The sequence below is a fragment of the Marinobacterium sp. xm-d-564 genome, from assembly GCF_013283345.1.
Classification (GTDB): domain Bacteria; phylum Pseudomonadota; class Gammaproteobacteria; order Pseudomonadales; family Balneatricaceae; genus Marinobacterium_E.
In genome coordinates, this window is the sequence record NZ_WBYO01000001.1 from 377465 (window position 1) to 402627 (window position 25163).

The 25163-nt window shown below is 48.4% G+C and carries 23 protein-coding genes; 8 read left to right on the forward strand and 15 right to left on the reverse strand.

The window, feature by feature from the left end:
* Positions 1 to 5: 5 nt before the first annotated feature.
* The 5 genes from dapD to XMD564_RS02000 form a co-directional block, all read right to left on the reverse strand.
* On the reverse strand, positions 6 to 1037 hold the full coding sequence (dapD, locus tag XMD564_RS01980) for a 2,3,4,5-tetrahydropyridine-2,6-dicarboxylate N-succinyltransferase (RefSeq protein ID WP_173480660.1): 1032 nt from the start codon (positions 1035 to 1037) through the stop codon (positions 6 to 8).
* Positions 1038 to 1052: 15 nt separating this feature from the next.
* Entirely contained in the window at positions 1053 to 1394 is a 342-nt protein-coding gene (locus XMD564_RS01985) for an arsenate reductase (RefSeq protein WP_254445557.1), read from the reverse strand.
* A gap of 8 nt (positions 1395 to 1402) precedes the next feature.
* A complete protein-coding gene (gene dapC, locus XMD564_RS01990) occupies positions 1403 to 2602 on the reverse strand; it encodes a succinyldiaminopimelate transaminase (RefSeq protein ID WP_173495247.1) in 1200 nt (399 codons plus the stop codon).
* Positions 2603 to 2718: 116 nt separating this feature from the next.
* Entirely contained in the window at positions 2719 to 5862 is a 3144-nt protein-coding gene (locus tag XMD564_RS01995) for an efflux RND transporter permease subunit (RefSeq protein ID WP_173507716.1), read from the reverse strand.
* Complete coding sequence (locus tag XMD564_RS02000) at positions 5859 to 7094, reverse strand: biotin/lipoyl-binding protein (protein WP_173484567.1); 1236 nt, start codon at positions 7092 to 7094, stop codon at positions 5859 to 5861. The genes XMD564_RS01995 and XMD564_RS02000 overlap by 4 nt, the downstream gene beginning before the upstream one ends.
* A gap of 139 nt (positions 7095 to 7233) precedes the next feature.
* Here XMD564_RS02000 and XMD564_RS02005 point away from each other — a divergent pair, with 139 nt between their 5' ends.
* Positions 7234 to 8079 carry an alpha/beta fold hydrolase gene (locus XMD564_RS02005; RefSeq protein ID WP_173484566.1) on the forward strand — a complete coding sequence of 282 codons (846 nt, stop codon included), beginning with the start codon at positions 7234 to 7236 and terminating at the stop codon, positions 8077 to 8079.
* The gene (locus XMD564_RS02010; RefSeq protein WP_173507717.1) at positions 8079 to 9059 is read left to right on the forward strand and encodes a hypothetical protein; all 981 of its coding nucleotides are present in this window, start codon (positions 8079 to 8081) and stop codon (positions 9057 to 9059) included. Before XMD564_RS02005 ends, XMD564_RS02010 begins: the two co-directional genes overlap by 1 nt.
* Here the strand turns inward: XMD564_RS02010 and XMD564_RS02015 are convergent.
* Positions 9056 to 9748, reverse strand: a complete 693-nt coding sequence (locus tag XMD564_RS02015; RefSeq protein WP_173483551.1) for a hypothetical protein — start codon at positions 9746 to 9748, stop codon at positions 9056 to 9058. The two genes, XMD564_RS02010 and XMD564_RS02015, sit on opposite strands and share 4 nt — an antisense overlap.
* Before the next feature lie 69 nt (positions 9749 to 9817).
* On the opposite strand from XMD564_RS02015, the gene pdxH reads away from it, so the two are divergent.
* The 4 genes from pdxH (at position 9818) to XMD564_RS02030 (ending at position 11862) form a co-directional block, all read left to right on the forward strand.
* A complete protein-coding gene (pdxH, locus tag XMD564_RS02020; protein ID WP_173483552.1) occupies positions 9818 to 10453 on the forward strand; it encodes a pyridoxamine 5'-phosphate oxidase in 636 nt (211 codons plus the stop codon).
* A gap of 12 nt (positions 10454 to 10465) precedes the next feature.
* The gene (locus XMD564_RS02025; RefSeq protein ID WP_173480669.1) at positions 10466 to 10927 is read left to right on the forward strand and encodes a peptidylprolyl isomerase; all 462 of its coding nucleotides are present in this window, start codon (positions 10466 to 10468) and stop codon (positions 10925 to 10927) included.
* Positions 10928 to 11063: 136 nt separating this feature from the next.
* Positions 11064 to 11195 carry a hypothetical protein gene (locus XMD564_RS11465; protein WP_256368167.1) on the forward strand — a complete coding sequence of 44 codons (132 nt, stop codon included), beginning with the start codon at positions 11064 to 11066 and terminating at the stop codon, positions 11193 to 11195.
* 55 nt (positions 11196 to 11250) lie between these two features.
* The gene (locus tag XMD564_RS02030) at positions 11251 to 11862 is read left to right on the forward strand and encodes a YigZ family protein (protein WP_173484565.1); all 612 of its coding nucleotides are present in this window, start codon (positions 11251 to 11253) and stop codon (positions 11860 to 11862) included.
* 49 nt (positions 11863 to 11911) lie between these two features.
* Here the strand turns inward: XMD564_RS02030 and XMD564_RS02035 are convergent, their stop codons facing one another.
* From XMD564_RS02035 to XMD564_RS02065, 7 genes are all read right to left on the reverse strand, one after another.
* Positions 11912 to 14767 carry a valine--tRNA ligase gene (locus XMD564_RS02035; RefSeq protein ID WP_173480671.1) on the reverse strand — a complete coding sequence of 952 codons (2856 nt, stop codon included), beginning with the start codon at positions 14765 to 14767 and terminating at the stop codon, positions 11912 to 11914.
* 125 nt (positions 14768 to 14892) lie between these two features.
* Positions 14893 to 16089, reverse strand: a complete 1197-nt coding sequence (locus XMD564_RS02040; protein ID WP_173480672.1) for an ABC transporter permease — start codon at positions 16087 to 16089, stop codon at positions 14893 to 14895.
* Positions 16076 to 17296 (reverse strand): ABC transporter permease, encoded by a 1221-nt coding sequence (locus tag XMD564_RS02045; protein ID WP_371740236.1) that lies wholly within the window; start codon positions 17294 to 17296, stop codon positions 16076 to 16078. The genes XMD564_RS02040 and XMD564_RS02045 overlap by 14 nt, the downstream gene beginning before the upstream one ends.
* A gap of 2 nt (positions 17297 to 17298) precedes the next feature.
* Positions 17299 to 17940 (reverse strand): ABC transporter ATP-binding protein, encoded by a 642-nt coding sequence (locus XMD564_RS02050; protein WP_254443720.1) that lies wholly within the window; start codon positions 17938 to 17940, stop codon positions 17299 to 17301.
* 32 nt (positions 17941 to 17972) lie between these two features.
* Positions 17973 to 19100: an efflux RND transporter periplasmic adaptor subunit gene (locus XMD564_RS02055; RefSeq protein ID WP_173480674.1), complete on the reverse strand. Its 1128-nt coding sequence runs from the start codon at positions 19098 to 19100 to the stop codon at positions 17973 to 17975.
* A 23-nt stretch (positions 19101 to 19123) separates the two neighbouring features.
* Positions 19124 to 19555 carry a DNA polymerase III subunit chi gene (locus XMD564_RS02060; protein ID WP_173480675.1) on the reverse strand — a complete coding sequence of 144 codons (432 nt, stop codon included), beginning with the start codon at positions 19553 to 19555 and terminating at the stop codon, positions 19124 to 19126.
* Positions 19556 to 19557: 2 nt separating this feature from the next.
* The gene (locus XMD564_RS02065; RefSeq protein WP_173507718.1) at positions 19558 to 21057 is read right to left on the reverse strand and encodes a leucyl aminopeptidase; all 1500 of its coding nucleotides are present in this window, start codon (positions 21055 to 21057) and stop codon (positions 19558 to 19560) included.
* Positions 21058 to 21155: 98 nt separating this feature from the next.
* On the opposite strand from XMD564_RS02065, the gene lptF reads away from it, so the two are divergent.
* Both lptF and lptG read left to right on the forward strand, forming a co-directional pair.
* Positions 21156 to 22268, forward strand: a complete 1113-nt coding sequence (lptF, locus tag XMD564_RS02070) for an LPS export ABC transporter permease LptF (protein WP_173480677.1) — start codon at positions 21156 to 21158, stop codon at positions 22266 to 22268.
* The gene (gene lptG, locus XMD564_RS02075) at positions 22268 to 23332 is read left to right on the forward strand and encodes an LPS export ABC transporter permease LptG (protein ID WP_173480678.1); all 1065 of its coding nucleotides are present in this window, start codon (positions 22268 to 22270) and stop codon (positions 23330 to 23332) included. Before lptF ends, lptG begins: the two co-directional genes overlap by 1 nt.
* On the opposite strand, the gene XMD564_RS02080 is transcribed toward lptG, so the two are convergent.
* Together XMD564_RS02080 and XMD564_RS02085 are read right to left on the reverse strand one after the other, a co-directional pair.
* Positions 23329 to 23793: an RDD family protein gene (locus XMD564_RS02080; protein WP_173507719.1), complete on the reverse strand. Its 465-nt coding sequence runs from the start codon at positions 23791 to 23793 to the stop codon at positions 23329 to 23331. The two genes, lptG and XMD564_RS02080, sit on opposite strands and share 4 nt — an antisense overlap.
* A 39-nt stretch (positions 23794 to 23832) precedes the next feature.
* The gene (locus tag XMD564_RS02085) at positions 23833 to 25047 is read right to left on the reverse strand and encodes a YeeE/YedE family protein (protein WP_173480680.1); all 1215 of its coding nucleotides are present in this window, start codon (positions 25045 to 25047) and stop codon (positions 23833 to 23835) included.
* Between the last annotated feature and the right edge of the window lie 116 nt (positions 25048 to 25163).

The following is a 25163-nucleotide window of genomic DNA, read 5'->3' on the forward strand; positions in this document are numbered from 1 at the left end:
CAGGATTAGTTGTGAGCGTGTAGCTCTTCATTCAACTCAATTGCTGACTTGTTTGTTTTAACTTCGATACGGCCGTTTTGTGAGTTACGACGGAACAGTAGATCCGACTTGCCAGCCAGTTCAGACGCTTTAACCGTGGTTACTTCGTTGTTTTGGTCATCAAGAATGGTCACTTTCGAGCCGCCTGTTACATAGAGGCCCGCTTCCAGTGTGCAGCGATCCCCTAGTGGAATGCCTAGACCTGCATTGGCACCTAGCAGTGCGTTCTCACCAACAGAGATGATGACATTGTTGCCGCCAGAGAGAGTGCCCATAGTCGAACAACCACCGCCTAGGTCTGAGCCGTTTCCTACGACGACGCCGGCAGAGATACGACCTTCAACCATGCTGACACCCATAGTGCCTGCGTTGAAGTTGATGAAGCCTTCGTGCATAACAGTGGTGCCTTCACCTACGTGAGCACCTAGGCGGATTCGAGATGCGGCACCGATACGAACACCCGTTGGCACAACGTAGTTCGCCATCTGTGGGAACTTGTCGACTGAGTGAACGTGAAGCATGCGACCCTGTGCACGAGCGGCTAGCTGGCGCTTAGAGAGCTCATCGACCGCGATTGGACCTTCGTTCGTCCAGGCGATGTTCGGTAGCAGACCAAAGATACCGGTTAGGTTCTGGCCGTGAGGCTTAACGAGACGGTGCGAGATCAATGACAGCTTAAGGTAGACTTCAGCCGTGGTCGTTGGTGCATCGTCAGATTCAAGGATCGTCAAGATGACGGGCTGTGCGGTTCCTTCAAGAACCTCGACAATCTCGGCTTGATCTTCAGCGCCAACGCTCAAAAATGCAGCCTCTAGAGCTTTTAGCTGAGCGGCATCTACCTCGATCGCAGCGTTGCCACCGGTGTAACCCACGGCTTTACCTGCAGCATTAACCAGTGCTGAGTCTGCATTAAGCAGTGGTTGGTTGTAGTAGACCTCTAGCAAGTCGCCAGCCGCTGATTTAGTACCTACACCTAGGCCAAATGCAAAATTAGTCATCTCTATATCCTCGTGTTAAATCGTTAATGCCGATTGAGTATCAGGGGTAAAACCGACCTCAATCTGACCATTGAATTCAAAAATTGGGCGTTTGATCATGCTGGGCTGTTCGCTCATCAAATTGATCAATACAGACTCATCTGTAATCGCTTTTGTGGCATCGTCCAACTTGCGCCAGGTTGTACCGCGTTTGTTTAGGACAACCTCAATACCGGCCGCGTCAACCCACTGCTTAATCTGTTCAACTGTGGGTGGGCTCTTTTTAAAGTCGATGAAGGTAAACTCCACACCCTGATCAGTGAGCCACTTGCGCGCTTTTTTTACCGTGTCGCAGTTTGGAATGCCGTAAAGGTTCATAGCCATCCTTACAGCGACTCGATGTAACGGCGAATTCGCCAAGCCGCTTCGACACACTCTTCAACCGTTGCTACCAGTGCCATACGAACATAACCGGCACCAGGGTAGAGACCTGCATCGGTTTCACGCGATAGGTAACGACCGGGTAGCACTGTTAGGTTTTGTTGTTCAAACAGTCCTGCGGTAAAAGCGTCGTCATCGATCGGTGTCTTCGCCCAAAGGTAGAAGCTAGCATCCGGCATTTTGACATCCATAACCGGTGCAAGAATCTCAAGAACGGCCGCAAATTTCTGACGGTACTGTTCACGGTTATCTTGGACGTGAGTCTCATCATTCCAAGCAGCAATGGAGCCTTTCTGAACCTGAAGTGGCATCGCACATCCATGGTAGGTGCGGAACAACAGGAACGGCTTGATTAGAGCGGCATCACCGGCGATAAAACCTGAGCGAAGTCCAGGCAGGTTGGAGCGTTTTGAAAGACTGTGGAATACGACACAATTTTTGTAATCGTGACGGCCAAGTTGTGCACAGACCTCTAGAAGACCTACGGGTGGGTTCGCTTCGTCAAAATAGATCTCGGAATAGCACTCATCAGAGGCTAGGATAAAGTTGAATTTATCCGCTAGCGCGATCAGCTTTTTGATGGTCTCTGCAGAGTGGACTGAACCGCTTGGGTTGTTGGGTGAGCAGATAAATAGCAGCTCACAACGTTCCCAAATATCATCAGTGATCGAATCGTAATCTGGAATAAACCCATTTTCAGCCAGAGTGGGTAAGAAGTAAGGCTCTGCTCCCGCTAGGTAAGCAGCCCCTTCATAGATCTGGTAGAAAGGGTCCGGTGATAGTACCAAAGCCCCAGGTTTGCGATCGACTGCACACTGAGTGAAAGCAAAGATCGCTTCACGAGTACCCATTACCGGTAGCACGTTCTGCTCTCCAGTCAGGCTATCGCTTTTAAGTTTGAAGCGTCGTGTGGCCCAAGCGGCAATCGTATCGCGAAGCTCGGCACTGCCTTTGGTCGTTGGGTAGTTTGCAACAAGATCGACGGTTTCGTTTAACACCTTAGTCACACACTCAGGGGCTGGGTGTTTCGGTTCACCGATGCCCAATGAGATGTGCTCCATCTCTTGAGGTGGTTTTAGACCGCCCAATAGCTTTGCCAGTTTTTCAAAGGGATAAGGCTGCAGTAACGAAAGATCTCGATTCATAAACAGTGTCTCAAGCGACCAAGCGCTCTAGTCATTAAAAATGGGTGCGACAGTATAACGTAAGGCGGCGATCCAATAAATGGATCGCCGCCCTAGAACACAGATCGTAATTTGCTTTAAGGTGTATCGACCGAGTAAGAGCTGATCGGCTTCATACCTAGCTTCTCCCGACCTCCTTCGATCAGCGTCAGCAGGGATGGAACCACAACCAGTATTAACAGAGTGCCATAACCTAATCCAAATACGATGGCAGCCGCCATTGGGATCAAGAACTGAGCTTGAATGGAGGTTTCAAATAGGATGGGTGTCAGGCCGCCAATGGTTGTTAGCGATGTTAGCAGTACGGCACGCAGGCGCTGGCAGGAGGCTTCAATAGCCGCCTCTTTAATCGCCATACCCTGTTCACGTAACTTCTTGTAGAACGTCACCAAGACGATTGAGTCATTGATCACGATCCCGGAAAGACCGAAGAAGCCAAACAGTGACAGGATGGTCAGATCCAGTCCTAGTACCCAGTGCCCCAATAGTGCGCCGGTTAATCCAAGCGGAATGGTCAACATGATCGTGATTGGCCAGCTGTAGGAACCAAAGACCCAAGCCAGAATCACGTAGATCAGCACCAATGCAATGACTAGGCCGGTTTTCATATCACCCAGAGTTTCGCGTTGATCACGGTTTTTACCCTCAAAGCTCGCGTCAACTCCATACTTACCAAGGATCTCAGGCATCACCTTCTGCTGCAGGTCAGCGATGATCTCATTGGCATTGTTGGCGCTCTCATCAAGGTCAGCCGATACGTTGATCGACAGAAGACCATCGATACGCTGCAGTGAATCGAAACCCTGACGTGCGGTGAAGTTGACGACGTTGGATACCGGTGTCACTCGACCATCCGGTAACACGATCGGTAGCTGACTGAGCGAGCTTAGTTGATTCTTCTGCTCATCGAGCATCTGAACGCGCACACTGATCTCATCACGGCCCTCAAAGTAGCTCTGTACCTCTTGGCCATCAAAGGCAGCTCTTAACTGACGTCCAACCTGCTCAAGTCTTAAACCTGCCGCTTCACCAGCCGGAGTCAGGGTGTAGATTAGCTGAGAAGTACCAAACGGGAGGTCATCATCGATATTACTGAGCCCGTTATAAACCTTCAGCTTCTCTTGGAGCTCAAGTGAGGCTTGTTTCAACAGGTTGATATTGCTGCCAGTGAGTTGAACTTCAACCGGTTTACCTGGAGGGCCACCTCGATCGACATCGATCGATAAGCGCTCTAGGCCGGCAGGTTGCTCAATGTTTTTGCGCAGTGCTCGTGTAAACGCTTTGGTCGAGACCTCCCGGTTGTCTCCCGGCGTCAGCTCAACCTGTATCGACCCATAAATATCACCGCGTTTAGGCGACGCATTACGTGATGGTTGGGAGATGTTTTGGCGAATAAGTGCAAACTTAAGAATGCCACCACCCAGCTCTTCATCTGTTTTGTGAAGTTGATCTTCGATGTAGAAGAGAAACTCACTGACCTGATCACCACTGGTGCCAGAGACAAACTGCGTGTTGATCGAGAAGGTGTCTTGATCGGTACTTGGGAAAAAGGTGAATTGAATTCGACCACCGACAAGCAGGCCCACAGCAAAGATCAGTACACCGACACCGGTTGCAATGGATGCCCAACGATAGTTGATTGCCGTTTCAACGAAACGTTTGAAGATGCGGTCTCGGAAGTAGTTAAACCCGTTATCGAGCTTGATTCGGATTTTCGATGGGTGGGCGGCATCCCCTCGTGCTAATGAGTGGTGGAGGTGACCTGGCAACACCAAAAAGCTCTCAACCAGCGAGGCGATAATGACGCAGATAATCACCAGCGGGATATCAAACAGAATGTTGCCAATGATACCGCCGATCATCATCAGTGGCAGAAAGGCCGCGATGGTGGTCATCGATGAGGCGGTCACAGGGGCGAGCATTCGAAGCGCGCCACCAACAGCAGCACGTCGAGAGCTCTCTCCCATCTGAGCATGTGCGAGGGTATCCTCACCAACGACAATCGCATCATCGACAATGATGCCCAGTGCCATGATCAGTGCAAACAGCGAAATCATATTGATCGAGCCGCCTACTAAGTAGAGCACCGCTAGGGTCGCCATAAAGGAAGTTGGAATACCAATGGTCACCCAGAACGCGACACGGCCGTTTAGGAAGAGGAATAGAATCAAGACAACTAGAACCAAGCCGCTCGCACCGTTTTCGATAAGAAGATCGATACGGTCTTTGATCAGTGTCCACTGCTCATTGTAGGTCAGCAGTTCAACGCCTTCTGGCAGAGTAGGGCGGGTCTCTTCCAGCCAAGTGTTAAACAGATTGGCCGTCTTTAAGCTGTTCTCTGATTCCGTTCGTTTCAGGCTTAGAACAATTGCTGGGTTACCTTCATGGTAGAGGCGTACTTGATCCTCTTTGTCACGCTGCTCGATCAACGCGATATCGCCAAGGCGAACCAGTTTGCCTTGGCCTGCAGTGATCAGAGGTAGCTCTTCAAAGCCGGTAACATCGCGTTGTTGGCCTAAACTGCGAATTCTTCGAGCGCCATCATCCTGTGCTGCAACGCCAGCAGGTAGGTCAACTGAGCGTTGGCGAATTAATCCCGAAATATCGCTCAGCGTAAGGCCTAGTTGATTAAGGTTGTCTGGACTGAACTGGATAGCAATTTCTTGCTCAGGCATGCCGGTAAAATCGATTTTACGAATGCCACTCTGAAGAAGTTGCTGCTCGTAGGTGCGCGCGAGAGTTCTTAGCTCTTCAAGAGAGGCGCGATCACTGGTGACGATAAGATCAGCAATGTTGTCGTATCGCGTCAGTAGCTGTACAACAGCGTCTTCTGCATCAGAAGGCAGTGCTGAACGTGCAGCATCCATCTTCTGCTTTGCCTCTGATAGGGTGTAATCTACATCGGTACCATCTTCAATCTCTAGACGAAAAACGGCGCTGCCATCACGTGAAATGGCCGAGAGCTTTTTGATCCCCTCAAGCGCACGAAGCTCCTCCTCTACAGGAACCACGATAGAGGTCTGCACATCCTCAGCACTGGCACCGCTCCAGGGAACGGTTATGTTGATAATATCGAGCTCAAAGGTTGGGAAGAACTGGATGTTAAGACGGTTAAGGCCCAAAAGACCTGCTGCCAACATCAATATCATTAACAGGTTTGCCGCAACCCGGTGGGTCGTAAATAGGCTGACAAACCCTTTTAGACCGGTAGCCTGACTCACTGTTTCACCTCAACCAACATGCCGCTGACCGCGTTGGGTAGCTGGGTTGTAATGATTTTATCACCGGCGTTGAGCTGATCGCTTTTGATCAAAATCTCACGCTTCTCATCTGAGTTAGTTCGATAACCGAGGTGGTTGACTGTGACCGCTTCGAGTCGAGAGTCGGTGACACGATAGATGCGATCCGTGCCGTAAAGCGCCACTGGCGGCAGTGCGATGACATCATTCAGCTCTGGTAGCGTCAGTGCAACGCTGATGGTGCGACCAGGCTCGGGTAGGTAGTCAGAATCGACAAAACGGAACAGGCCATCCACACCGGTCGATCCAGTCGCAACTTCGGCACTGAGACGATCAAGTTCAAGTTCGAACTGCTGACCATCAATCTTTGCGACAGCCTCAAGGTCAGCGAGTGACGATTGACTCTTAATAAGTGCTAGCGCACGGCTAGGTAGTTGAGCACGAACTTCAAGATCTGAGTTCGGATAGACAGAGGCAAGCGCATCATTGGCTCTTAGGCGGTCACCGACGGCAATTGAAATTTTGGTTGCACGACCATCGAAAGGTGCTTTTACGAAAGCACGTTCACGATCAAGCAGAGATTTATCTAATTGAGCCTGTGACTGGGCAATCGATGCTCTGAGTTGCGCAACGCGGTTGGGGTGGTCCGCCAAAGACTGCTTGCGAGATACAAGGCTCAATTGACGTTGTTGGGTGTTCATCTCAGCGGTATCAAGCTGCTCTTGGCTGGCGAGTTTTTTACCTGATAAGTTAAGTTGGCGCTGTTGAGAGCGTTGCGCAATCACCAGCATCTCTTCTTCAATCGCCAAGGCCTTTTTATCGGTTTCAAAACGAAGCAGTTCTGCCGACAGTTGTGCTTTTAGAGCATCGATTTGGGCTCGCTGTTGAGCGATTTGAAGATCGATGTCGCGGGTATCGAGTTGAATCAGTAGATCACCCTGTTTAATCGTTGCCCCTTCACGCACTTCAACCGATTGAACATCGGCAGCAATCGAGGCGCGCAGAACCACTTGGCGGGGGTTTTCAACTTCAGCATAGAGCTCAATCTCTGGCGCGATCGATTGAGGTGACGCGGCAATTGCATTAACGCTCCAAGATCGTTCCGTGATCGGTTTGGGTGGCATTTTGGGTTTGCTTGATTTTAACGAGATGAATCCAGCAATAGCGATGCCAAGAATGATGATTGGTAGAAGCCATTTCAGTAACCGTTTCACGGAGGCTTTTCTCCCTACAAAGTTAAATTAAATTGTCAGTAAGTATACCGCTTGAGATCTACGTTCGCACAGCGAAACTGGACCGTTTCAATGAGATCAGGCAAGATTTTACAAAACTTTACCCAGCGTTTGAGATTTCATGGAATTAAAATCGACTACCTATCATTTGGACGGTGACGGCTATCGTGTCGCTTATTGGCAGAGTGGTTCTCCTTTGGCAAAAAAAGTGTTGTTTTGTGTTCACGGACTGTTAGGCCGTAGTCGTGATTTTGATGAGTTGATCGAAGCACTAAGGGATGATTTTCTTTGTATTGCTATTGATCTGCCTGGACGTGGTCAGAGTGATTGGTTGAAACAACCTGAGCAGTACAGTCCAGAGAGCTATCTGCCGGCTATCAGTGCGGTGTTGAACGCTGTAGATAATCGGCCTGTCCATTGGGTGGGTACCTCCCTTGGTGGGATTCTGGCTATGGCTGCCGCAAGCCTGAAGCTAGCCAATATTGAAAAACTTGTTCTGAACGACGTGGGTTGTCACATACCCAAAGCGTCTCTGCAGCGCATTGCAGCCTACGTTAAAGATCCTCTGTTTACCGATCAACAGGCGCTTATTGATCACATCAAACGCACTTACCCCAGTTTTCGCGATTTATCCGAAGTGCAATGGCAGCGAGTGGCTCAATATGGTTCACGACAGGCTGATGATGGCCTGCATCTTCACTATGACCCAGCCATTGCCACTAACGTTCGCTTGGGTTCTAACGAAGACATTGATCTTATGCCATTATGGCAAGTGATAGAGTGCCCGCAGATGCTGATTCACGGCACCGCATCTGACTTGCTGACGCAAGAGATTGTGGATGCAATGCTTGAACACAAGCCCGATTTGGAGTTGTTGCAGTTACAGGGTCTTGGACACGCGCCGCCTCTAATGACGCCCTTTGAGGTCCAAGCAATTACAGAGTTTCTTAAAAGGAGTGATGCCTGATGGGCAGCATAGTGACCTGGCCTAAACATAGGCTGCCTGGTTCCCCAGAGATGAGAGCGAAGGCGCTTGATGCGGTCACTCGAGCATTTGCGCCGACCGTCGAGTCTTTAGATGTCGATCTTGGTTTGAATGAGCTGTTTGAGCAGATCTACGTGCCCGTTGCTTGCTCTATATTGGATCGACTAATGCCGGGTTCCCCTTTGGTTGTCGGAATTAATGGTGCACAAGGGGCGGGAAAAGCGACACTTTATAACCTCCTAGAGGTGATTCTCACCGAGGGTTTTGGGTTAAAGGTGACGGGTTTTTCGATTGATGATCTCTATCTGACACGTGCTGAGAGGGACGCGTTGGCACAGTCCGTTCACCCTCTTTTAAAAACACGTGGAGTGCCTGGTACCCATGATGTCGATTTGGGTATAGAACTATTAAATCGACTCAAGCACGCGGGGCCAGACGACCTTACTCGTATCCCTATCTTTGATAAATCAACCGATGAGCGTGTGCCAGAACAGATGTGGCATGAATGGCATGGTTCAGCGGATGTCATTATTTTTGATGGTTGGTGTGTCGGTGGTATCGCCGAGCCTGAAGAGTCGCTCGCTTCACCTATTAATGAGTTAGAGACGCTCGAAGACCCTGAGGGTGTCTGGCGACAGTATGTCAATCAACAGCTGGCAACCTCTTATCAAGAGTTGTTCAGCTTCTTAGATATGCTCGTCATGCTCAAAGTGCCCAACATGCAGGCGGTGTACGATTGGCGTACGGTCCAAGAGCAGAAACTCAAAGATCGAGCCTCATTGCTGTATGACGAAATAGCTCCTGCAGACCCATTGCGGATTATGGATGGCACTGAGATTACACGTTTCATAGCGCACTATGAGCGATTGACGCGTTGGATGCTCGATGAGATTCCAACACGAGCGGACATTACGTTAGCGCTGAATGCCAACCACAAGATTGAGAAGATTATACTGCCTTAAATGGGCAGAAAGGGAGCTGTAGCGACGCTTAGCACAATTCGATTGATGGTTCGGTCCGTCGTCTGCGCAACAATCTCAGCGAGCATATCCTGAGTGGCAATCATCTTCCCGAAGAGTCGCTCGTAGCTGAGGTTGATGACTCCCTCATTCATGCTGTCAGTCAGAATGAACAGTTCGCCACTCGATGTTTTGAAGTTGTGCAGTTGCCAAGCGATCTTCTCTAAATTACGTGCTGAGTTATATAGCTTTTGCGAATCGATTTCGTTGAGCATAAAGAACTCTTCACGGTAGTTGTATGAGGCGTGAACCATACCTGTGATAGCCACCATTAGAGCGAAGACTCGGTCCCCTTGATACTCCTCATCAAAAGCCAGTTTGAGCGCATCAACTCCGTAGAGGTTATTTAGTTCTCGATGACTGATGGGCCTTGGGTAACTTAAAAGCTGTTTCAGGCGCGTCTCAACGGTCGTACCAGCGGCCGCTTTTTTGAGTTCGCGTGGGTTGCGTTTGTAGAGTTTGATGGTGAGTTCACGACTCATCGCGTTGATCGTCTTAATGTGTTGATCAACGATCATATCGACGTCAGACTTGGCGAGATTCTGCAGGCGAAGCTCTTTGTTTTGAACACCGACACAGCCGCTAAGAGCGAGTGCCATGATGAGCGTCACTATTTGTGCAGTTCTAGCCATTTGAGCTGGGATCCTGATCAGATAATGTTTAGAGTATAACGCTCGAAAATCTGAATGATAGGAGTTTCGATGTCGACAACCCAATTAAGTGATGTGCGTCGTGAATACCTCGTGGCAGGTCTTCATGAAGATAATTTAGTCAGAGATCCGATTCAGCAGTTTGATGCATGGATGCAGGATGCATTGGCTGTGGATCCTAAAGATGCTACCTCTATGACTCTGGCGACCTCTGATCAGTCGGGGATGCCCAGTGCGCGTATTGTTCTGTTAAAAGAGTTTAGTTCAGAAGGGTTTACCTGGTTTACTAACTATTCGAGTGAGAAAGGGGAGCAGTTAGCGGCCAATCCGCAAGCAGAACTTCTTTTCTACTGGCCGATGTTAGAGCGTCAAGTTCGCGTTCGCGGACAGGTTGAAAAGATCGATCGCATTGAGAGTGAAACCTACTTCCACTCTCGCCCAGTGGGTAGCCAGAGAAGTGCTGCTGTGTCTCATCAAAGTCAGCCAGTCGAATCTCGAGCTGTGCTTGAACAAGCGGTCAATCAGCTGTCAGATATGACTGAGGTTCCGTGTCCCGATAACTGGGGCGGTTATCGACTTGTACCGACCCGTTTTGAGTTTTGGCAAGGGCGTGAAAGTCGCCTGCACGACCGTTTTCGTTTTGAACCATCAGACACAGGTTGGGTCGTTACCCGCCTGCAACCTTAAGGATTTTGGATAATGAATATTTGTAAAGATGCTTACGTCACCTTTCACTACGCCATTGTAAGTGATGAGAGTGAGGTAAAAGATGGTTCGAGAAATGATGAACCGCTCACCTACGTCCATGGTTACAAGATGCTGGTGCCGGGTCTTGAGCAGGCGCTAGACGGGCGATCGGCTGGTGATCATTTTCAGGTTCTTGTAGAAGCGGGTCGCGGCTATGGCGAACGTGATGAGGAGCTGTTCGATGTACTTCCTCGTGAGGCCTTTGCTGATATGCCAGGTTTGCAAAAAGGGATGTTGGTTCAGCTAGAGGATGAAGATGGCGAGCCGCGCTTGGGTCGAGTTGCAGAGATCGATATCCGCGAGGTGAAGGTTGATCTTAACCACCCATTTGCAGGGCAGGATTTAAACTTTGATGTTGAGGTGATTGATGTCCGCATGGCCACTGAAGAGGAGCTAGCCGAGTTAGCCGAGTAATATTGCTATTGGCTATAAAACAGACCCTGTTAAATCCGAATGTTCTTGAGTCTGCCCTGCAAGCTTGAGTTATATCAATATATTGTTGCCGCCTTCGAGTTACAGTTATTAAAACTTGATAACTAGGAGTAACGAAATGTTCGGTATTGATGCATACACTTTTGAAACAGTTTGGCCAAGCCTTCTAGGTGTGGCTGCAATGGCAGGTGTAATGACTTGGGGTTTCTTCAAAGTGAAGAACCTGATGAACGAAGATCAGAAAAAGTAATCACTTTACATTCCTCTTCATGTCAGTAGTCTAAGCCTCTTCTTTAAGGAGGCTTATGGCTGCTTACTTCTCCCCAGTCGATCGATTTGAGTATGAGATCGAAGTCAAAAAAAGTCGTTTCATAGCGACCGCAATCCCTCTTAGTTCCACTGATGCACTCTATCAGCTGCAATCAGAGATGCAGCGTCTGCACCCTAAAGCCAGCCACCACTGTTTGGCCTATATTTTAGGCGCACCTCAGGCACCTAAGGCCGCTGGCTCCAGTGATGACGGCGAACCCAGTGGTACAGCGGGTAAGCCGATGCTTAATATCCTCATGCATAAAAATTTGGGAGACATCGGTGTCGTCGTGACACGTTACTTTGGTGGCACTAAACTGGGAGCCGGTGGGTTAATTAGAGCCTATGGTGCCTCGGTTAGTGAGCTCTCAGAACATCTGCCGACCATTGAATGTGCTCCTAAGATTGAGTGCCAGATCCGATATCCTTACGAGCTAGAGGCTGACATTCAACAGGTCATCGCTGCCGTAGCGGCTGAAGAGCTATCGGCTAGCTATACAGAGATAGTAGATAAAACACTGTTAGTTGAATTGGCTCAATTAGAGACCTTCAAAGTGGCGATTTTGGCTCTGGAGTATAGAGGTGTATCGCTAACGCTAGAGGTATAAAAAAGGGGCGCAATCTTAGATTGAGCCCCTTTTTAACTATCAACGTCGCTTAAAGGTTTTTAATCGACTCTAACTGTTTCTCTAGTTGAACTTTAGAGCGTGCAGCATCATCAGCCTTAGCGCGCTCTTTAGTCACAACGGCTTCAGGTGCGTTGGCAACAAACTTCTCGTTAGACAGTTTCTTATCAACTCGGTCAATCTCACCTTGTAGGCGATCAATCTCTTTCTGAAGGCGAGCCATTTCAGCCTCTTTATCGATAAGATCCGCCATAGGAACCAACAGTTCCATTGCGCCAACCAGCTGAGTCGCGGCAAGAGGTTTATCATCACCTTCGTTTAGGGTCGTGATGCTGCTCAATTTGGCTAGTTTCATCAAGAATGTTTGGTTCTCAGCTAAACGACGAGTGTCTTCACTGCTGCAGTTAGATAGCAGAAGTTCAAGATCCTGTGATGGTGCAATTTTCATCTCACCACGAATGTTTCGAACCGCTGTGATCACGCCCTTAAGCCACTCGATGTCAGCTTCTGCTTGCTCGTCAATCTTCTCTTCTGATGCAACAGGGAACTCCTTAAGCATCAGTGTCTCACCCTCAACACCGGCCAGCCCTTTGATTGTCTGCCAGATCTCTTCAGTAATGAATGGCATGATAGGGTGGCTTAAACGGAGAATCGTCTCAAGAACGCGAACCAGTGTACGACGTGTGCCACGTTTAGCCGCTTCAGACGCTTGCTCATCCCATAGAACAGGTTTTGACAGCTCTAGGTACCAGTCACAGTACTGGTTCCAAATAAAGTCGTAGAGTGTCTGTGCAGCAAGGTCAAAGCGGTACTCGTCTAGCTGTTTGGTGACGGTCGCTTCGGTGCGTTGTAACTGGCTGATAATCCAGCGGTCAGCCAGTGAGAGTTCCACTGGCTCTTGATTGTTGCCGCAATCTTCACCTTCGGTATTCATCATGACATAGCGGGCAGCATTCCAGAGTTTGTTACAAAAGTTACGGTAACCCTCTAGTCGCTTCATATCCCAGTTGATATCACGACCCGTTGAAGCGAGTGCTGCTAATGTAAAGCGCAATGCATCAGTACCGTGCGCCGTAATGCCCTCAGGGAACTGTTTCTCAGTACGTTTGCCGATTTTCTCGGCTAGCTGAGGTTGCATCATGTTACCGGTACGTTTTTCCAACAGATCTTCAAGTGAGATGCCATCGATCATATCGAGAGGGTCAAGCACGTTGCCTTTCGATTTCGACATCTTATCGCCGCTCTCATCGCGGATAAGACCTGTCACATAGACGTTTTTAAATGGCACTTGAGGTTTGCCATTTTCATCTTTCATGAAGTGCATGGTCATCATGATCATGCGAGCAACCCAGAAAAAGATAATGTCAAAACCGGTTACAAGGGTGTCGGTAGGGTGGAAGGTTTTCAAACGTTCCGTGTTTTCAGGCCAGCCAAGAGTACCAAAGGTCCACAGTGCCGAGCTGAACCAGGTGTCTAGTACGTCATCATCTTGGTGGAGCTCTAAATCGGCCGCCAAGTTGTATTTTTCACGCGCAGCTTCAGCTGAGTTCGCAACGTAGACGTTACCCTGAGCATCATAGAATGCAGGAATTCGGTGACCCCACCAAAGCTGACGTGAGATACACCAGTCTTGAATGTCACGCATCCAAGCAAAGTACATGTTTTCGTACTGTTTAGGGACAAATTTAATGTCGCCATCTTCAACTGCTTTGATCGCTGGCTTAGCCAGTGTCTTAGCATCACAGAACCACTGATCGGTTAGCATCGGTTCAATCACCACACCGCCACGGTCACCGTAAGGAATGGTCATCGCGTTCTCTTCGATCTTCACGAGAAGGTCGAGCTCTTCCAGTTCAGCGACGATGGCACGGCGTGCAGCAAAACGTTCCATGCCACGATATTTCTCAGGTAGCGTTGGATCGATCTCTTTGTTGACACTGCCATCGAAGTTAAAGGTTTGAGCCTCATCACGAATATCTGCGTTAAGGGTCAGAACGTTGATCATTGGCAGCTTGTTACGCTTACCCACTTCGTAGTCATTGAAATCGTGCGCCGGTGTGATTTTTACACAGCCAGTCCCTTTTTCCATGCTGGCATGTTCATCGGCAACAATCGGGATGCGACGACCGACTAATGGCAGTAGGATCTCTTTACCGATTAGGTCATCGTAGCGTTCATCTTCAGGGTTGACTGCGACACCAGTGTCACCCAGCAGTGTCTCTGGACGCGTGGTACCCACGACAATGTAATCTTTACCCTCTTTGGTTGTCACACCATCAGCAAGTGGGTAACGGATGTACCACATTTTGCCAGTCACTTCGCGGTTCTCCACCTCAAGGTCGGAGATTGCTGTGTGAAGTTTAGGATCCCAGTTAACGAGGCGCTTACCACGATAGATTAAGCCGTCGTCGTAAAGGCGTACAAAGACCTCTTGAACGGCATGGTAAAAACCAGAGTCCATAGTGAAACGTTCGGTTGGCCAATCGACAGAGTTACCTAGACGACGCATTTGGCGGGTAATGGTGCCACCCGATTCGCCTTTCCACTCCCAGACTTTTTCAATGAACGCATCGCGACCAAGATCGTAACGACTCTCGCCGGTCTCAGCAGCTAGTTTGCGCTCAACTACCATCTGAGTGGCGATTCCTGCATGGTCTGTACCAACCTGCCAGAGCGTGTTGCGGCCCTGCATTCGACGGTATCGAATTAAAGTATCCATTAGGGTGTGCTGGAAGGCGTGACCCATATGCAAGCTGCCCGTGACATTTGGCGGTGGGATCATGATTGAGTAGGCATCACCTTCACCTGAAGGTGCGAAAAAGCCTTTCTCTTCCCAGTCTTGGTACCACTTTTGCTCGATTGCTTGCGGTTGATACGTCTTATCCATGAGGTGCTGTAGTCTCTGTTTTCAAGTTCGGTAGCAGAGGATAGCTCCTCTCTACTTTTGGAAAAAATTTAAAGGGTGGGAGTATACCCTTTGAGAGCCCTTATAGACAGTGGTTGAGCGGTTCTTTATTCGCTCTGCAACGCTTCTATAGGTTCGATTTTGGCGGCTTTCAGGGCGGGTATTAAGCCACTGAGTAGTCCTGTTGCTGCTGCAATCAGCAGTGAAATAACTAAGAAAAGAATATTCGGTTCAAGAGGTAAGCCTGGGAGGAGCTGCCTAAAGCCGTAAATTGCAGCATAAGCAGTCAAAATACCTCCGATTCCGCCGATGATTGAGAACATAATCGCTTCGGTCAGAAAGAGCGATGCAACTGTTTTTTTACTGGCGCCTAAAGCACGTAGCAGTCCGATCTCGCTGCGTCTCTCATCAACCAGTGTCGACATAATGGTTAGAATGCCGATTGACCCGACCAGTAGGGAAATGGCCGCTAACCCTATCAGTGCAATTTTTAATACGTCTAAAATCTTATTGAGCGTAGAGAGCATCTGATCTTGGGAGGTCAGTGTGAAATCCTCTGCGTTGTGGCGCAGGCTCAGGTGCTCCTTAATTGATTGCATCAGTTGATCCGTTTTGCTGTTGGCTGAAAACGTGACGTCAATCTCCATCACGCCATCTCTGTTGAATAGGGTGAGTGCTCTCTGGGTGTCGATATAGACAATATCATCGAGGTCAAAACCCAACATTTGTCCCTTAGATTCGAGTACACCTAACACCCGATAGCGCTCGCCACCAACCCTGATAAATTGCCCAAGTATTGGCTGGTTACCGAACAGTTCACTGGCTACTTTTGCACCAAGAACTGCGTAGGGTAGAGGGGTTCGCCCCCGGCTGTCAGGTAAGAAATGCCCCTTCTGAATGGTGAAATTCCAGGCGTCAGGCATGCTGTAACTGACGCCAAGAATATCCACATGACGGACGCGATATTGATACTCAATCGCTCCGCTACCCTGAATAACGGGCACTACCTGTCGGATACCCGATAAGGTTTTAAGTGATTGGGCGTCGTCTAGCGTGAGCGGGCGAGTATTGGCGATGAGGCCACCGACGCCCCCCGTCTGTGTACGTCCCGGTGTAATAGCGATGATTCGGGTGCCAAATTGAGAGAAGCTATTGAGCATATAGTTTTGCAGGCCACTGCCTAAGCTGGTGATCAATGTCACCATAAAGATACCGACTGTAATGCCTAAGGCGGTCAAAAAGCTCTTTCTAATATCGACGGTCAGTGTCCCCGCTGCCAGTTTGATGAGATCAGCGATAGGCATTCATCTCACCTCGCAATGCGGCAACGGGATCGACCGTTGCAGCCTTTTTGGCGGGTAGCCAGGTAAAAATCAGAGAGACCGTGAGTGATACTAAAAGAGCGGCCAGTGTTGCCATATAAGGGATAGCAAAAGGAAAGCTTGGCCAAGTCAGATGAATGGCATACAGCGAAGCTATGCCTAGACTAACACCGATTATGGCTCCGGTTGTGGCTACTAAAATGGAGTCCAAGAGGAAAATGGAAGTGACGGTGTTATGTGAGGCGCCAAGTGCTTTGAGTAACCCAATTTCTGGAACCCGTTGTGAGACACTGATCAGAGTGATGTTCATGATCAATATGCCAGCCACTAATAAACTGATGCTAGCAATCGCGATGACGACCAGGGTGAGCTTGTTCAATAGGTCACTGAAGGTGTTAAGTAGAGCGTTTTGAGTCACGATAGTGATGTCTCTTTCACCTTGATGTCGCTCCATTATCAGCTGCTCTATAAGCTGCTGACTCTCTTCAATCTGTTGATCTGATTGTAGTTTGATTAGCATCCTGAAGAGTCCGGGAGCGTTAAAAAGGGTTTGAGAAGAGGTGACAGGAATGAGGGCAGTCTCATTCATGTTGGTACCAAAGTTGATGCCGCTGGGCTCGATAATACCAATGACCCGGTAGCGTCGATCAGAAAATTTGACCCACCCACCTAAAGCGTTTCCATTAGGGAAAATCTCCTGAGCAAGCGTGCTACCCAGTAGGGTGACTGACGCTGCCGTATCAACATCCCTTTGCGTCAAATTGGTTCCGGTTTTTACGGGTATTCCAAAGATAGTAAGTAGGCTTTGGTTGGTCCCAAGTACGATGATCTCCCGATTTAAACCGTTGCTATGAGCCTCGGTAATACCTGCAATAATCGGAACGATTTCATTCACTTGTGGCAGTTTATGGATAGCCTTTGCATCATCAAGGGTTAAGTCGCGAGTTCCCTCCCCAGTCACTGGAGGGATGCCGCCTTCCGTCTCTTTGCGCCCTGGAAGAACGATTAATACCTCTTTCCCTAGCAGAGAGAACTCCTGATAGACAAACTGTCTTGCTCCCTCCGAAAGACCGGTTAATAGAACAACGGACATGACTCCGATGCTTACCGATAGAAGTATCATCAACGCTTTAAATGCCTGCCGAGAGTAGGTCGCTAGGCTGTACCGAAGATGATCAATCAAGAGCACGGCTATCCCCTCTTTTTGATCTCTAGGAGTTGACCATCAACCATAGTTATCTGGCGTTTTGCTCGGGCGCCAAGATCACTGTCATGAGTCACCACTACTAGAGTAATTCCTTGGCTGTTTAGCGTTTCAAGCAGGTTAATGACCTCCTGACCTGATGCGCGATCAAGATTACCGGTCGGCTCATCGGCGAGAAGTATTTTAGGTTGAGTGACCACAGCGCGCGCTATGGCAACACGCTGCCTCTGGCCACCAGAGAGTTGCTGTGGCTTGCGGTTAAGAAAATCTTTTAATCCCAGGGTTTTCAGTAACTCGGAGGCTTTTTCTCGGCGTTGGCTGGCAGGAATCCCTTTAAGAATTAACGGCAACTCAACGTTTTCCAACGCCGTTAGTCGATTGATGAGATGATAGGCTTGGAAAACGAAGCCGATATTGTCGTTTCGAAATCGAGCCTTTTCTGCTTCGTTTAATTCAGTCGTTGCAGTGCCATCCAGACAGTATTCACCGGAGTTTGGTGAATCGAGCAGTCCTAATTGATTGAGTAGTGTGGATTTACCTGATCCAGAAGGGCCCATGATACTGAGGTAGTCACCTGCCTCGATATCGAGTGTGAAATCCTGAAGCGCATTCACCGTTTCACTGCCCATTGGATAGCTTCTACAGAGATGCTTAAGCTCGATCATTGTGGAATAACTCGTCGATTTAGAAGGTTTTCAACATCATTGGTGTTCTTCAGGAAACGGTCATTTAAATCGAGTCCTTCCGTCACCTCGCTCCACGTCCAGTTATAGGCGCCGACTTTAATAGGTCGAATTTCAAGCTCATTGGTTTTTTCGTTGAATATCACGATTTCAGATCCGCCAATGACAGATTCGGTAGGAACCCTTAACACACTGCCTGTTGATGAGGTCACCACTTCGATATCAGCACTGTATCCCACTAAAAGCGTCATATCTTCATCAGAATTGATAAAGGCAGCCTCGACTTCAAGCGTTCTTGCCTGCTTCTCATTGTCAGAAATTCGAGAGCCTAATTTGCTGATGACACCATCAAAGATTTCACCTCTAAAAGCATCTAGGGTTATACGGGCGTATTGACCTATCTTAAGTCGGGAGGCCTCGACCTCATCAATTGGGGCGGTCACATAGAGGCAGCTGGTATCAAGCAACTCAACAGCCGCTGGCGTCATGATGCCTGGAGGTGAGGGGGTCAGGTATTCACCGACTTCACCGTTGATCTTGCTAACGGTACCGGCAAACGGAGATTTTAGAGTACGCTGGTTCTGATCAATGCTAAGAAGATTAATTTTGTCTGCCGCGAGTTTTGATAGTGATCTTTGGTACTCACAGATATGGGCGCTGCTGGCTGATTCGCTATCCTGTTGATCAAATTGTTCGTTTGAAATGAGCCCTTTCTCCTTAAGGGACTGACCTCGGACGAGCTCGCGTTTTGCAAGATCCGCCAGTTCGCAGGCTCGTTCCTCTTCGATCTTTGCGGCTTGATACTCCCCTTTGGATAGTTTTATTTGAGCCCTTTGAACATCACTGTTCAATGTGAGTAGGGTCTGATCTTTTTCGACCACCTCGCCCTCAGCAATGTTGATTGACTCTATGATGCCCCCAATGGTTAGGGATAAGCTGGACTGACGGCAGGGGGTGATGGTTCCTGAGCGACTGTTAGCGGCGATCTGCTCGACTGCGCCCTGTTCAACTTGGACTAACTCAACGCTGATTGGAGGCTCTGGCCAAAAGAGCGAGTAGCTGATCACCGCAGCAGCAAGGAGGGGGAGAATAAGCAGTTTTTTCATTGAATATCCTCCGTAGGACAAATTTAAGATCGATCTCTAAGGTCTTGTCTCTGTAGCTCCCAACCGGCTGCTTTACGTGCGGCCCAAGAGTGTCGTGTGGCTGCAAGCACTGTTTCGGATTGAGTGACAATCTCGATGCAGCGAGAAGCTGATTGACAACCCTCTGGTGCGGTTAAGCCTAGATTGATAAACAGATCAATAGGTTCTGAGGGCAATTCACCACAGGCTATAGAGACAGGCGATTTAAGTTCAGTACCCAGTATGGCATGCGGTACAAAGCTGTCCGATCGAAAATTCCACAAAGTCTGATCTAGCTGATGTAGATCAGCTTCATTTTCAGTGTGTATATGGATGCGTTGGCCAAGGGATAAGGCTTTTTCACAGAGTTTACACGCCAGCAGTTCACGACTGTCGTGATCACTGCTGGGGAGTATGTAGTAGTCTGCGCGAGGCACGTTTAGGCCTCAATCTGCTCAGCAATATCGAGAAGATATTGCGTCAGCATAGGAACACAACGTCCCGTTGCCCCTTTGGCTTTGCCGCTACTCCAAGCAACACCGGCTATATCTAGGTGAGCCCAGCTAACCTCTTTGGTAAAGCGTGATAGGAAGCAGGCCGCGGTAATGGTCCCTGCAGGTCGACCTCCGATGTTAGCCATATCGGCAAAATTGCTATCCAGTTGTGATTGGTACTCGTCCCATAAAGGTAGCTGCCAGCCACGATCGCCAGCAAATTCACCTGCATCAAGCAACTTAGCTGCAAGCTCATTATCGTTCGCAAGAACTCCCGTTGCTTGATGTCCAAGTGCAATAATACAGGCGCCTGTCAGGGTCGCGACATCGATGACGGCTTGAGGATTGAACTGTTGCACATAGGTCAAAGCATCACAAAGTACCAGTCGGCCTTCAGCGTCGGTGTTAAGGATCTCTACTGTTTGACCTGACATGGTCGTTACCACGTCACCTGGTTTAGAGGCTTCACCTGAAGGCATGTTCTCAGCCGCAGCAACGATCGTAATAAGGTTCAATGGCAAGTTCATCTCTGCCACTGATTCGAAGGCACCTAACACGCTGGCTGCACCACACATGTCGAATTTCATCTCGTCCATCTCAGGGCCTGGTTTCAATGAGATGCCGCCGGTATCGAAGGTGATGCCTTTACCAACCAGAGCATACGGAGCCTCATTAGCATCCTCTGCACCTTGGTATTTCAATACAATTAGGCGAGGCGGAATGACACTGCCTTTGCCGACGCTTAGAAGCGCACCCATACCCAGCTCTTCTATCTGTTTCTCATCTAGAATGTCACAGCTGACACTGTCGAACTCTTCCGCAAGATTTTGAGCATGCTCTGCCAAGTAGAGAGGTGTACAGATATTGCCTGGCAAATTACCCAGCTCACGAGCAGTTGATACCCCATTGGCGATAGCAACGCCATCCAGAAGGGCACCCTCTCCAAATTCAGTATCTTCCTCAGGTAGGTGGATATGAATGTGCTCAAGTGTTAATGCAGGTGCAGACTTGGATTTGGTGGTGTCGTATTGGTAGAGCGCGGCCGACGAAGCTTCTACTAGAGTTCGTGTGTCACGGTAGATGTCGTCGCTATTGCCGCTGATCCGATCCAGGGCAAAGCAGAGTGTTTTAACACCCAGAGTTTTGATGGTATCCACCGCGCTTTTAATCAGTTGCTGCTGTTTGATGATGGTTCGTTCACTCTGTGCCCCTACACCAGCTAACAGGATGCGCTTAGTGTTGATACCAGGAAGGCTCCGCAGTAGAAGCAGAGAGCCCTGTTTGCCGGAAAAATCACCCGATGCAACAACATCGCTTATGGCCCCTGAACTGGCTTTATCAATCGCTTTAGCCGAGTCCGAAAGTTCACCGTCTGCCGCAATCGCAATAACGATACAATCTGCTTCTACACTCTCAATCGATCCGTTAACGATCTCAAAATCCATTTCTGTTTCCTCTAACAAGACAAGCACTTAGGTTTAGGTGATAATGTGCCCTACAGTATCGCATCTGTTGGATATCCATGCACCTATCGGATTAATTAGTGATTATAAATCGTTACCTAAGTCTGGACATACTCAAGACTACTTTTGCTGTTGTGATTGTTTTGTTGTTAATTATTCTCAGCGCCAGAATAATTGGCTACCTAAATGACGCTGCCGCTGGTCAGATACAAACCAGTGTTATTCTTGAGTTGGTTATTTACAGAACCCCTAAAATTCTTGAGCTCCTTCTTCCCCTCGGTCTGTTTTTAGGTGTCTTGCTAGCCTACGGTCGATTCTACTTAGATAGTGAAATGATTGTTTTGAAAGCCTGTGGTGTAGGGCCCTTTAAATTGGCTAGCTACGCAATTGGGCCAGCCGTTTTCATCGCCTTGTTAGTTGCTTTAATGACTCTTTACCTAACGCCTACAGGCATGACGGAGGCAAGAAAGATACTTTCAGAGCAAAAAGAGCGAAGTGAACTGGATATGCTGTTACCCGGTAAATTTCAGGTCAGTAAAAACGAAAGACAAGTCACTTACGCTCGACAGGTCAGTGATGAAGGGGAGTTGGTTGATGTTTTTATTTCGGGTATTGATGCGAAGGATGAACGGTACATTCTAGTTGCTAGGAAGGGTTCGCAGAGATTTCTTGACGATCAAGGGCGCTTCTTGGTGTTTGAGGAAGGCTATCGTTATAACTTTTCAGAGAACAATTCAGTTGAAGAGATTCAGTATCATGAGTACGGGCTTAAAATGAGAGATGTTGAGCGACAGTTCTCGATTAATGCCTTTGATGCTCTACCTACACTTGCCTTATTAGAGAATGATTCAGCTTTTTATATTGGAAGACTGCATTGGAGACTTTCTCTACCATTTTTGGCCATAATCGTTGTTTTATTGGCTGTTCAGCTATCAAAGACTAGTCCTAGGCAGGGTAGGTACTCGAAGCTTATTCCAGCAATCATAATATACCAAGTCTATGTTGGTGCTTTAACTGCAGCAAGGGCGCAAGTGGAACAAGGTGACGCTGGTAGTTGGCTAATATGGTTTGTCCATATTGCAGTGCTTATTATTGCTTTGAGTATGTTTGTTTTTGAGGGTGCTATTGAGCGTTTTTTCGAAAGGTTACCGAAATTTCCTAGACTTAAAAGTTTTAAAAGGCGAGCTCTTTGATGTTAAGTCGTTTGGATCGTTATATCGCTGCTCACACCTTGTCTGCAATTTTTGTTGTTTTGTTAGTTGTAGTCAGTTTAATGGGTATTAGTCTTTATCTAGATGAGCTTGGAGACGTCAGGGGTAGTTACACTTCAAAAGATGCCATAATTTACACCCTTCTTAGTATCCCTGGTATTTGTATTGAATTACTTCCACTCAGTGCATTAGTGGGAACACTTATCGGTTTAGGGGTTTTGGCCTCAAGTTCTGAATTGACAGTCATGAGAGCAGCAGGTGTCTCTATGTCAAAACTTATTTTAGGCGTCATAAAACCCATCTTCTTAATTTCCTGCTTTTCACTGTTTCTAAATCAAATCGGTATTCCTGAAGCTCAACAAAGCGCTAGAGCTTTAAAGGCAGCGAATCAAAATTTGAAATTATTCGAAGGTGGCGGCTGGTATCGTCAACCGAGTGAATACATTCATGTCTCTGCAATCACTCCTGACGGGCAAATTTTAGGTGTCACTCGTCACCAATTTGATTCAGAGCTTAGGCTCAAACAAACCAGTTTTGCCAAGTCGGGGTATTACTCTGAAGAGCGTCAAGGCTGGTTGCTAACTGACGTTGAATTAACGGCACTGATCAATGATCAGCGTATTGAAAAAGGTCATTTAGATGAGACTTTTTGGTCAACCGAATTGACGGAAGAGATGCTGCGAGTCATTTTGGTGCCCCCTGTTGAACTCCCTATCTCAGGTCTATCTTCTTACTCTAGCTATCTGAATGATCAAGGGGTGGATTCAACCTCTTATGAGTTAGCCCTTTGGAATAAATTGCTACAACCCTTGTCAATTATCGCTTTGGTGATGATTGGCGTTGCGTTTATTTTTGGACCGATGCGCGGTGTTACGGTAGGCCAAAGAATTATCACCGGTGTCGTGATTGGACTGGTATTTAAATTCAGTCAGGATCTTTTGGCGCCGGCCAGTCAGGTGCTAGGATTTTCTCCGTTACTGGCCGCGCTGTTACCCATTGCGATCAGCTTTGCCATCGCTTTATGGTTACTCTCTAGAGTTCGCTAACTCTTTTTGGCAGGTTTTGGTAGTCGAACGGTGACACTGTTTGACCAGCGCTCATGCCAGGTTAGGCGCTCATCACTTAACAGTGTCGCCCAGTAACCGGCTCCTAGAGTGACAATAGAGATAGCGGCACCAAAAAAGCGAATCAGTGCCTGAGTCCAGGTTAACGAAAACCCCTTTTCACTCTGCGCTCGCAGTCGCCATGCCATCATGCCGATCGTCTGACCGGAACGGGTCCAAGAGTATCCAAAGAATAGGAATGTTGAGCAGAGCAGTGCGGACTTTAAGGCCGCTTGGCCGAGAAAGCTGTCGACCGCTTCACCTTGATTTAGGATGACTCCAACAGCACCAATTAAGAACCAAATGGCAAGAATGATCAGAGTGTCATAGAACATTGCCATCACTCTAATGATTAGAGAGGGTAGTTGATGTTGGTTAGCATCATCGTGAAACGGTCTGGGCATACTGAACTCCTTTGTCGGAGCCGTAGTGTACTGAAAAGTTTACTTTAAACGAAGCAGTGGACGAAGCTTAAGTCCGATCACTGAACCGGCAAATGCAAACAAGATCCATAGCCAGCCGTGTAAACTGCCAGAGACCACACCGCCTACAAATGCGCCAATGTTACACCCATAAGCGATGGTTGCACCGTAGCCCAATAGCACGCCACCCAGCAGAGAGGCTAAGAAGTTTTGAATCGGCATTTTCATCTTGAGTGTGAATTTGCCGGCGATCGCCGCCGCTAAGAAAGCGCCTAGGATGACACCACCATTCATCAATGACGCGGGATCCTGGCTGAGACTGTTGTAGAGCGCCTCTTCACGGCCAGGTGCCATCCAGTAGGTCCAGAAGTCGATCTCTAGATCGAGCTCTAACCATTGAGCCACTTTCGCTCCCCATACAGGGTAAGCCAGGGCGACAGCCCATGGACGGCCCATTAAAGCGAGCGTCGCGAAGTTTAGAATGGTGAGTCCAACCGCTCCCCAAATCAGTGGCCAGGGTCCAGCAATCAGTTTGCTTGCAAAGCTGGTCGTGCCAGTACTTTGACACTCTTCAAGCGAGCCGTGAGCTTTAATTTCAAGACGTTTAGTGAACTGATAGATAGCAGTGAATAACAGCAGGTTTAGACCGATGGCGGTGATTGGACCCAGCAGTTCGATCAATCCAATGGGCGCTAGTTGTGGCAAGGTTGTCCACCACTCATAGTCAGCTGTTGCCCATAGCGCACCGGCACTAAAGCCTGCCATGACGGGAATGGCTCTCAGTTGTCCACCGCCAAGATGGTAAAGATTACCCGAAGCACAGCCACTTGCGATCTGCATACCTACACCGAACATGAACGCGCCGGCAACAACGGAGAGGCCGAGAGGTCTAACAAATCCTGCGACCGATTGTCCAAACAGCTCGCCTGAGGCCAGGGTCGGGAAAAATAGCAGTACACTCAGGGAGAGCATGATCATCTGAGCGCGGATGCCCGCACCACGACGTTTAGAGATAAGCTCTCTCCATGCGGTCGTGAAACCAAAAGACGCTTGAAGCAAGCAGACACCCAGGGCTGCACCTAAAATGAGAGCAAGTAGTTCAAAGGTGCCGTGCTCATTAAACACATAAACAGCGGAAGCAACCAACAAAGCAGAAGAGAGCATAAGCCAAAATAGCTTGTTTGGCTCAAGAAGCTGGGTTTTAAAGTCTGTAGATGTCGTGTTTAAAGTATTCATGCTCGACTCCTTTTAGGAGTGGCAATACTAATGATCTTTTAATAACTCTTCCAAGAATGTTTGGTGATTTTATATACAAATAAGTTATTAAAAATATTTCACTTATAAAAAAGAGC